10 protein-coding genes are annotated in these 9,314 nt (G+C 65.2%); 1 reads left to right on the top strand and 9 read right to left on the bottom strand.

Features of this window, described 5'->3' with window-relative positions:
• Positions 1 to 649: 649 nt before the first annotated feature.
• From WBB14_RS12655 to argB, 5 genes are all read right to left on the bottom strand, one after another.
• On the bottom strand, positions 650 to 1,702 hold the full coding sequence (locus tag WBB14_RS12655) for an Ldh family oxidoreductase (RefSeq protein WP_424240127.1): 1,053 nt from the start codon (positions 1,700 to 1,702) through the stop codon (positions 650 to 652).
• A gap of 12 nt (positions 1,703 to 1,714) precedes the next feature.
• Positions 1,715 to 3,208: a DASS family sodium-coupled anion symporter gene (locus WBB14_RS12650; RefSeq protein WP_424240126.1), complete on the bottom strand. Its 1,494-nt coding sequence runs from the start codon at positions 3,206 to 3,208 to the stop codon at positions 1,715 to 1,717.
• Positions 3,209 to 3,522: 314 nt separating this feature from the next.
• Entirely contained in the window at positions 3,523 to 4,098 is a 576-nt protein-coding gene (gene slmA, locus WBB14_RS12645) for a nucleoid occlusion factor SlmA (RefSeq protein WP_424240125.1), read from the bottom strand.
• A gap of 53 nt (positions 4,099 to 4,151) precedes the next feature.
• Complete coding sequence (locus WBB14_RS12640) at positions 4,152 to 4,898, bottom strand: pyrimidine 5'-nucleotidase (protein WP_332013973.1); 747 nt, start codon at positions 4,896 to 4,898, stop codon at positions 4,152 to 4,154.
• The gene (gene argB, locus WBB14_RS12635) at positions 4,898 to 5,800 is read right to left on the bottom strand and encodes an acetylglutamate kinase (RefSeq protein ID WP_013396740.1); all 903 of its coding nucleotides are present in this window, start codon (positions 5,798 to 5,800) and stop codon (positions 4,898 to 4,900) included. Before argB ends, WBB14_RS12640 begins: the two co-directional genes overlap by 1 nt.
• Positions 5,801 to 6,065: 265 nt before the next feature.
• Between argB and WBB14_RS12630 the strand changes: the two genes are divergently transcribed.
• Positions 6,066 to 6,854: a MetQ/NlpA family ABC transporter substrate-binding protein gene (locus WBB14_RS12630; protein ID WP_424240124.1), complete on the top strand. Its 789-nt coding sequence runs from the start codon at positions 6,066 to 6,068 to the stop codon at positions 6,852 to 6,854.
• Positions 6,855 to 6,996: 142 nt separating this feature from the next.
• Here the strand turns inward: WBB14_RS12630 and WBB14_RS12625 are convergent, their stop codons facing one another.
• From WBB14_RS12625 to WBB14_RS12610, 4 genes are all read right to left on the bottom strand, one after another.
• Complete coding sequence (locus tag WBB14_RS12625; RefSeq protein WP_424240123.1) at positions 6,997 to 7,491, bottom strand: peroxiredoxin family protein; 495 nt, start codon at positions 7,489 to 7,491, stop codon at positions 6,997 to 6,999.
• Positions 7,488 to 8,228, bottom strand: a complete 741-nt coding sequence (locus tag WBB14_RS12620) for a BON domain-containing protein (protein ID WP_424240122.1) — start codon at positions 8,226 to 8,228, stop codon at positions 7,488 to 7,490. Before WBB14_RS12620 ends, WBB14_RS12625 begins: the two co-directional genes overlap by 4 nt.
• The gene (locus WBB14_RS12615; protein ID WP_013396736.1) at positions 8,225 to 8,818 is read right to left on the bottom strand and encodes a phosphoheptose isomerase; all 594 of its coding nucleotides are present in this window, start codon (positions 8,816 to 8,818) and stop codon (positions 8,225 to 8,227) included. Before WBB14_RS12615 ends, WBB14_RS12620 begins: the two co-directional genes overlap by 4 nt.
• Before the next feature lie 84 nt (positions 8,819 to 8,902).
• Positions 8,903 to 9,314: YraN family protein (locus WBB14_RS12610; protein WP_424240121.1), on the bottom strand; the 412-nt coding region annotated here is incomplete at its 5' end.

Below are 9,314 nucleotides of genomic sequence, written 5' to 3'. Positions count from 1 at the left end.
GCTCCGGACTTCCCCGTCGTCATCCTCGTCCTCGCCTTCGGCGACTCCTTCGGATTCCCTCGGGCGCATCGAGGTTGCGAGCCGCCACGCCGCCCGCGACGACGGGCTACGTGCGTCTTGGTTCGCTGCGCCGCTAGAGTTGTGGTTGGTGGCGGGTCTTGCGTGGCCCGTTGAATTCGGCCGTGCGGACGGCCGAATTCAACATACGCGGTTGGGGGGCGTCGTAGCGGCGGTCGCTTTCGCGCCATTCAATGATGACCCGTGTTTGATGCACGCGCAGCGTCATTCTTGACCGCAAGACATCGTGGAAGCCTCGGAAGGCCGCCCGCGCGGCCGGCCCGAGGCGAGCCCCGCAAGATCCTCCGCCATACCCCCACCCGTTGCCAGAACGCCAAGCACACCGCTCGCCCCAGCTGACGTCAGATTGCAGCTGAACGAGCCCGTCGCGTCGGTGGCCCGCCATGCGCGGGGCGTCGATAAGCCCGACGGAATCCGTAGGGAAGGCCGAAGGCCTGGACGAGGATGAGGATGGGGTAGTCCGGAGCGAACGCTCCGGACCGCAATCGTTGCCCCGCGCATGGCGGGCCACCGACGTGACGGGCGTCTCAAGAACCTCTGACGCCCACAAGCAAGCAAACAACTTAAGCCATCAAGAAGGCAACGCCTCAGGCACCCCAAGGTCGACGGCCAGCTTGGTAAGACCATCCCAGATCCGGCTGTCGAACGTCAGCGCATCCTCGTTCAGCGCGCGGTTGCGGGCTTCGTACTCGCCTGGATACTGCACGCCTTCGACGCCCGGTTGCGGCTTGCAGGCGTGCAGGTAGTCGATGAACGCGCCCACCTCCATCGACCGCCAGTCCGTATTGAAGTCCACCTGCGGATCCAAAAGCAGCGCGAACATATTGTTCGTCGCCACCCCGTTGCGCGGATGCTCGGGCTGGATCGTGCCGCCGCCCGAGAGTACGCCGGCCAGCAGCTCGGCCACCAGGCCCAGCGCGTAGCCCTTGTGGCCGCCGAACGGTAGCAGGGCGCCGGGCGGGTCGGTGAACAGCGCGTTGGGATCCGTGGTCGGGTTGCCCTGGGCGTCGATCAGCGAGCCCGCGGGCGCTTCCTCGCCCTTGGCGGCCAGCACCCGCGCCTTGTTGACGGCGATGGAACTGGTGGCCATGTCCACGATGAACGGCGGACGGCCGCCGGGCAGCGGACCGGCGAAGCACAGCGGATTGGTGGTCAGGCAAGCCTGCGCGCCGCCGAAAGGCGCCACGGTCGGCGAGCGGTTGATCACGTTGGTGAAGGCCAGCAGGATCAGGCCCTTGGCCGCCACCATTTCTCCGTAGTGGCCCATGCGGCCCAGGTGGTGGCTGTGGCGCAGGGTCAGGATGCACTGGCCGTGCTCCTGGGTGCGCTCGATGGCCTTCTCGATGACGACCTTGCCGACATATTGGCCCAGCCCGTGGTGGCCGTCGTAGGCCAGCATTGCGCCGCGGTCATTGACCAGTTCGGGCCGGCCGTCAGCCTGGGCCAGGCCTTCGGACAGCACCCGCCGGTAGTTGGTCAGGATGGACAGGCCGTGGCTGGTGTAGCCGACCCGGTCGGACTCGACCAGGTGCTCGGCCACGTCGCGGGCGATGTCCTCGGGCACGCCTTGGGCCATCAGCACGCGGCGGCCGTACTCATTGGCTTGGGCGATCGAAATCTTCATGATGCGATCTCCTTACAGCCAGCCCAGCCAGCGCCAGTAGGTCATGCCCATCAGCAGCATCAGCAGGTAGCCAACGATGGTGACGATGATGCCGACCTTGGCGAACTGCTTGGCGTTGAAGGTTTCCGTACCCAGGCACACCATGTTCTGCGGCGCGTTGATGGGCAGGATGAAGCCGTAGCTGACCACGAAGCCCAACAGCATGGTCATGCCCAGACGGCTGAAGTCGCCCGGCAGCGTGGCCAGCACCGAGATCAGGATGGGCAGCATGGCCGAGGTCAGCGCGGTGGCGCTGGCGAAACCCAGGTGGATGACAATGAGGAAGGCGGCCAGGATCGCGAAGATGGCCAGCGGTCCCAGGTGGTCCAGGCCGGTGTGCGCCACGACCTGGTTGCCCAGCCATTGGCCGGCCTGGGTCGTCAGCAGGGCGGTGCCCAGGCTGATGCCGACGCCGAACACGATCACGGTGCCCCATGGGATGCGCGATTGCACGTCTTTCCAAGTCATCACGCCAAAGCGCGGCAGCAGCAGCAGGACCAGGCCGAAGTAGGTGGTGGAGGTCGTGTCGAACTTGTGCAGCTTGCCTTCGGTCGACCAGAACAGCAGCAGCATGAGCGACACGGCCATCAGGCGCTTTTGCGCGCCCGTCATGGGGCCCAGTTCAAGCAGCGACTTCTCGACGGCTTCCTTGCCTCCCGCGATGCTGTCGCTTTCCGGCGGCAGCAGCTTGAGCACGACGGCGATCAGCACGGCCGACATGATCAGCGACCAGGGGGCGCCGGCGATCAGCCAGTCCGACCACGCCACGCGTTCGCCCAGCATCTTTTCCATGAAGCCGACGGTCAGCAGGTTCTGCGCGGCGGCGGTCTGGATGCCGACGTTCCATATGCTGGTAGCCTGGGCCACGATGATCATGATGCCGGCGGCGATGTTGGAGCGCTTGTCCACGCCGAAGGCCGCGATGACGCCCATCATGATGGGCACCACGGCCGCGCTGCGCGCGGTGGCGCTGGGCACGACCAGGCTCAGCACGATGGTCACGGCGATACATCCGATCAGGATGCGGCGCGTGCTGGTGCCGACCTTGGACAGGGTTACCAGCGCGATGCGCCGGTCCAGCCCGGTGAAGGTCATGGCCGCGGCAATGAACAAGGCGCCGGTGACAAGCGCCAGCGCCGAGTTCGAGAAGCCTGCCAGCGCCATGCTGATCGCGGCCGACGTGCCATAGATGACTTGCGGGTCTTTGATTGTCGGAGCCGTGCCCAGCAGGAAGGCCATCAGCGTCGTGATCATGATCGCGCTGGCTTCGTAGGACACGGCTTCGGTAATCCAGACCACCACTGCGAATGCCAGGATGGCCAGCATCCGGTGGCCCGCGACGGGTAGGTCGGCGGGTAGCGGCATCATCAGCACGCCGATCATCACGAGGACGCCGGCGATGAGTCCGATTGGAATTTTGGTTTTCTTTGGGGCTTGCGAGGCAGGGACGGCGGCTTGCGCGGTCATATCCATCTCCGGTTGAGGTCAAACTGCCGACACACCGCCCCGCGAGCAACGGGATAGGTCAAATCGGTGTGTCGACGCTACAGCATGATCGTGACGGCATTGCGGAAAACCCGTATTGATGCGGATCAAGCCTGTGGAGATTTGGGCTTGTGGAAAACGTCTGACGGGCATTATGCTCGTCGCCCCGCGCCGTCGGCAAGCGAAGATTGTTGCATGGAACAATGCTAATAGCCGAAAAGAAAGGCAGGCGGGGAATTAATTGGATCGTGCCACGATGCTAATCGGCGCTGCGGCCGGATGATCGGAGCGCCGGCTCAGCCCAGCGCCAGACGCAGTTGTTCGTCCAGGTGCAGGGTGGGCGTGACGCGCCAGCCGCTCTGCGCATAACGCAGCCAGCGGCCCAGCACCAGATGCGTCAGCAGGCTGGCATGCGCCGCCACATTGGCCTGCGGCGGCAGGCCGCCATCGGTGACGGCAATGCGCAACGATTGCTTTAGCGACGCCTCGATGCGGTCGTTGATGTGGTTGATGCGTTCCTGCAGGCGGTTGTCTTCCGTGACCAGCGCGTCTCCGGTCAGCACGCGCGTCATGCCCTTGTTGCGTTCCGAGAAGGTCAGCAGCATGGAGACGGTCTGGTGGGCCTGGGTCAGGCCATGGGGTTCGGCGATGGCGATTTGGTTCACCAGCGTGAAGATGCTGGTTTCGATGAATTCGATCAGCCCTTCGAACATCTGCGCCTTGCTGGCGAAGTGCCGGTACAGCGCGGCTTCAGAGACTTCCAGGCGCGCGGCAAGCGCAGCCGTGGTGATGCGGGAGGCATGCGGCTGCTCCAGCATCTCGGCCAGGGTTTGCAGAATCTGGGTCTTGCGCTCGCCGGGTTTGCTCGCCATGGAGGGGTCTGCTCTTGCGCAGGCTTGACGGTGAAGGGGGGAGGAGCGCGCCGCTATCCCCGCAAGGGGCGTCGGCGTAACAGCAAATCACTGACGGAGTTTACCCGCAAGTCGACGTAGGCTGGCCGCTGCGAACGGCCGCGGGCGAACGGCGTGCCGGGGTGATACACGTGCACGGTGCGCAGGCCGGCTTGGCGCGCGCCGCGCAGGTTGGCCAGCGTGTCTTCCACCAGGACCGCGTTGCGCGCCTGCACGCCTTCGCGGGCCAGCACGTGGCGCAACAGCGTGGGCGAAGGCTTGGGCCGGAATTCGCCGTGCAGGCGCATGTGCTCGATGGCCCACAGGCTGTCGAACTGGCGCAGGATGCCCAGGCGCGCGAGTACGGCGCGGGCATAGTGCAGCGGCGCGTTGGTCAGCAGCACCTTGCGGCCCGGCAACCGGCTTAGCTTATAGGCCAGCGCCTTTTCCGAGCGTACCAGCGGGCCGACGTCGAAGTCGTGGCTGCGATGCAGAAATTCGTGGGGGTCGACGCCATGATGCCGGACCATGCCTATCATCGTCGCGCCGTAGCGCTTCCAGTACTGCGAGCGCAAGCGGTTGGCGGTATCGATGTCGACGTTCAGCGCCTCGGCCACGGCCATGGTCATGCCATGGTCGATCTTGGGGAAGATGGCGTGCGAGGTGTCGTGGAGCGTGTTGTCCAGGTCAAACAGCCACAGGCGTTCGGAAACGCCCGTGGCGGTGCGGCGGGACCGGCGCATGCGTAGCGCCGGCCGCAGCAGGTAACGCTGTGCCCGCATCAGTGCGAGCTGATCATCGTGCCCACGCCCTGGTCGGTCAGGATTTCCAGCAGCAGGCAGTGCGGCACGCGGCCGTCGACGATGTGCACCGAGTTCACGCCGTTCTTGGCGGCGTCCAGCGCGGACGAGATCTTGGGCAGCATGCCGCCCGAGATCGTGCCGTCGGCGAACAGTTCGTCGATGGTCTGCGCCGACAGGCTGCGCAAGAGCTTGCCGCCCTTGTCCAGCACGCCCGGGGTGTTGGTCAGCATCAGCAGCTTTTCGGCGCCCAGCACTTCGGCCATCTTGCCGGCGACGACGTCGGCGTTGATGTTGTAGGCGGTGCCGTCCTCGCCATAGCCGATGGGCGAGATGACGGGGATGAACTGGTCGTCCTGCAGCGCCTTGACCACGGCCGGCTCGACCATGGTGATGTCGCCGACGAAACCGATGTCGATGGGTTCGGACGGGTTGTCCTTGTTGGCCATCAGCTTCTTCTGGGCCTGGATCAGTCCGCCGTCCTTGCCGGTCAGGCCCACGGCCTTGCCGCCGACCTCGTTGATCATCATGACGATGTCTTGCTGGACCTGGCCACCCAGCACCCATTCGACCACTTCCATGGTCTCGGCGTCGGTGACGCGCATGCCCTGGATGAAGGTGCCCTGCTTGCCGATGCGGCGCAGCGCGTCGTCGATCTGCGGACCGCCGCCGTGCACCACCACCGGGTTCAGACCCACCAGCTTCAGCAGCACGACATCGTGCGCGAAGCTGCGCTGCAGACGCTCTTCCGTCATGGCGTTGCCGCCGTACTTGACCACGATGGTCTTGCCGTGAAATCGTCGGATATACGGCAGTGCTTCAGACAGCACAGCGGCTTTGACAGCGGGAGACGAAACGGCAGCAGGGTCGGGGGTGTCGGTCATGGCAGCTAAGTCGGCAAATATACGTATGAGTGGTTAGAAAAAATGCCTGCACAAAAACGCGTTCGGGACGCGGTAGCGCAAGCATACGACGGATTGTAGTACCCACAGGTTTCTTATGCTTTAAACCCATGTTCATATGCCCGACAAATAACCGGCATTCAGGTAAATTGGGGGCGATTTCGCAACGGCGCGCCCCGCAAAAGGGGGCAAGGCCACACCGGCAGGGGCATCAGCCCCCGATTTTTTACCCATAAAGAGGCAACACATGCGTTTGAACTTTGTCCGGTCCGCCCTGGTGGCGTCGGCCTTCCTGGTGGCGGCGAACGCCGCCCATGCCGAAAAAGTGGTGGTGGGCGCGACCCAGGTCCCCCATGCCGAGATCCTGGAAGTGGTGAAGCCGCAACTGGCCAAGGAAGGCGTGGAGCTCGACATCAAGGTGTTCAGCGATTACGTGCAGCCCAACCTGCAACTGGCGGACAAGCAGCTGGATGCCAACTTCTTCCAGCACAAGCCCTACCTGGATTCCTTCAACAAGGACCGCAAGGCCACGCTGGTGCCGGTGGCCCTGGTGCACGTCGAGCCGTTCGGCGGCTATTCCAAGAAGATCAAGAGCCTGTCCGAGCTCAAGGATGGCGCCACGGTCGCAATCCCGAACGATCCGTCCAACGGCGGCCGCGCGCTGGTGCTGCTGCAGAAGCAGGGCGTGATCAAGCTGAAGGACCCGTCCAACATCCTGGCGACGGCCGCCGACGTGGTCGAGAATCCCAAGAAGCTGAAGTTCCGCGAACTGGAAGCCGCCATGCTGCCGCGCTCGCTCGATGACGTGGACCTGGCGCTGATCAACACCAACTACGCGCTGGAAGCCGGCCTGGTCCCGACCAAGGACGCCTTGTTCATCGAAGGCGCCGATTCCCCCTACGCCAACATCCTGGTGACCCGCAGCGACAACAAGGACGCGCCGGGCATCAAGAAGCTGGTCCAGGCGCTGCACTCGCCCGAGGTGAAGAAGTTCATCCTGGACAAGTACAAGGGCGCCGTGGTCCCGGCGTTCTGAGCCAGGCTCCCGCTGGCCTGATCTGGAAACCGCCCGTCGATCGGGCGGTTTTTCTTTGGCGGGCCGCTGCGGCGGGAACGGCGGCCGGCAAAAAAAAGACCGCCCTGCGCGGGCGGTCCGTTGCGGTTGGCGCGCGGCGGGCTCAGCCTGCCGCCAGCGCTTTCTCCACGGTGGCGTGGAATTCCGCCACGTCGTACTCGCCCAGGTAGCGCTTGATGATGCGCCCCTGCTTGTCGATCAGGAAGGCCGTGGGCGTCAGGCGGATGTCGCCGAAGGCGCGGGCGATCTCGCCCTTCGTGTCCAGGGCCACCGGGAACGGCAGCTTGCGCGTCTCGGCGAAGTTCAGCACGAAGTTGGGCGGGTCGTAGTTCATGGCGACCGCGATCGCCTCGTAACCCTTGGCGGCGTATTCCTTATAGGCTGCGATGGTCTCCGGCATTTGCTTCACGCAGGTCACGCAGCTGGTTGCCCAGAACTTGACCAGCACGACCTTGCCGCGCAGGTCCTGCATCGAGAAGGTTTTGCCTTCCAGCGTGGTGAAGGCGACGTCGGGCGCGGTCTGGGCAGGGCGCATGACGAACCAGGCGCCGATGCCGACCGCCACCAGGACGGCCAGTGCGATGATGGCTTTCTTCATTTGATGGGCATGGCCTCTACGCCGCTGCTGGTGCCGGCCGCGTTGTCGCTGGCTGCGCCGGCGCCGCTTTCGATGGGCGCTCTGGTTTCCGTGGAAGTGTTGGACTTGGAACCGGTGTTCGACAGCCGGATGGCTTCCTCGCGGCTGATCGTCTCGAACAGTTTAACCACCTTGGCCACGCCGCCGACGTCGGCGGTGGCGTTGGCGGCGTACTCGCCTTCGGCCTGGGTCAGCTTGCCCATCAGGTAGACGACGCTGTGGTCGGTCGTGACCGCGATGGTGCCCGAGGGCACGTACTTGGTGTTGAGCAGGGCGGTCTTGACCTTGGAGGTCAGCCAGGTGTCGTTGGAGCGCACGCCGAACGAGGCGATGGGGCCTACGTTCAACTGGTTGATGACCTGTTTGACGTTTTCCACGCCCTGGGCGATGGCGGTAGCCTGGTTCTTGGCTTCCTCGGTGGGTACGTCGCCGGTCAGCAGCAGGTGGCCGCCGTAGGCCATGGCATTGACGCGGGCGGTGTCGCCCAGCTTCTGCGAGATCTGGCTCTGCGCCTTGAACGCCATGTTCTGGTCTTCGAGCTGGATGCCGGAGGTACGGCGGTCCGTTACGACGACCGCGGTGGTGGCGGCCGCGCCGCCCACGATCAGGGGCGCGCAGGCCGTCAGCGAGAGCGCGGCGGTGGAGAGCGCCGCGGCGAGCATCAGCGGGCGGGCTGCGGTACGGACGTCAGAAATCATTCGGTGTCTCCAAGCAGAAGAGCGTCAATGCCGTCGCACAGCGCGTGCAGCAGCAGAATATGGACTTCCTGGATGCGCATCGTGCGATCGCTGGGAACACATAGATGGACGTCCATCGGCGTAATGAGTTCCCCCATGACGCCGCCGCCCTTGCCAGTCAGGGCAAGCACGTGCATTTCGCGGGCGCTGGCGGCTTCCATGGCGCGCACCACGTTGGGGGAATTGCCGCTGGTGGATATGGCCACCAGCACGTCGCCGGCCTGGCCGAAGGCATTGACCTGGCGTTCGTAGATCTCGTCGAAACCGTAGTCGTTGCCGACGGCGGTGAGGATCGAGGTGTCGGTATTGAGCGCGATGCCGGCCAGGGGCAGGCGTTCGCGCTCGAAGCGGCCCACCAGTTCGGCGATGAAATGCTGCGCATCGGCGGCCGAGCCGCCATTGCCGCAAGCCAGAATCTTGCCGTTGTTTGCCAGGGCGCCGAACAGCACGTCCACCGCCACTGCCAGCGGCTCGGCCAGGACGTTCATACTTTGTTCGCACGCAGCCATGGCGTCGCGAAAGTGCGACGTCATACGAGAGGTCATATCCATGGGCGCGATTATCTCACGGGGCCGTGACGCGGTTCTGTCCAGGCGTAACGACTGTGAGGCAGGTCGTTACGGGAGCGGCGGGCCTCAGGTTTGCCAGAACGCGCCGCGCAGCCATTGGGGATCGCCGGCCTCGAATACGACGGCGTCGAAGCGGGCCGCAGGCAGGCTGCCGTGCCAGTGGCGCCGGGCCAGTTCCGGCAGCCAGAAGGCCGCGGCGCGGGCCAGCCGGGCCTGCTTGTCCGGGCCGATGTTGGCCGCGGCGCCGCCAAAGCGGCTCGGGCCACGGGAACGGACCTCGACGAACACCAGGGTGTCGCCTTCGCGCATGGCCAGGTCGATTTCGCCGGCGCGGGTCTGCAGATTGCGTGCCAGCAGAACCAGGCCGCGCGACTGCAGCAGGCGCAGAGCGGCGTCCTCGTGGTGGTCGCCTTTGCGTTGGGCGGGCGAGCGCCGCGGGGGCGGACGATCAGCGGGCGCTGCGCGCGCGGATCCGCGC

This window comes from Achromobacter sp., assembly GCF_049647645.1.
Classification (GTDB): Bacteria; Pseudomonadota; Gammaproteobacteria; order Burkholderiales; family Burkholderiaceae_B; genus Achromobacter.
This window is presented reverse-complemented; position numbering and strand designations above follow the sequence as displayed.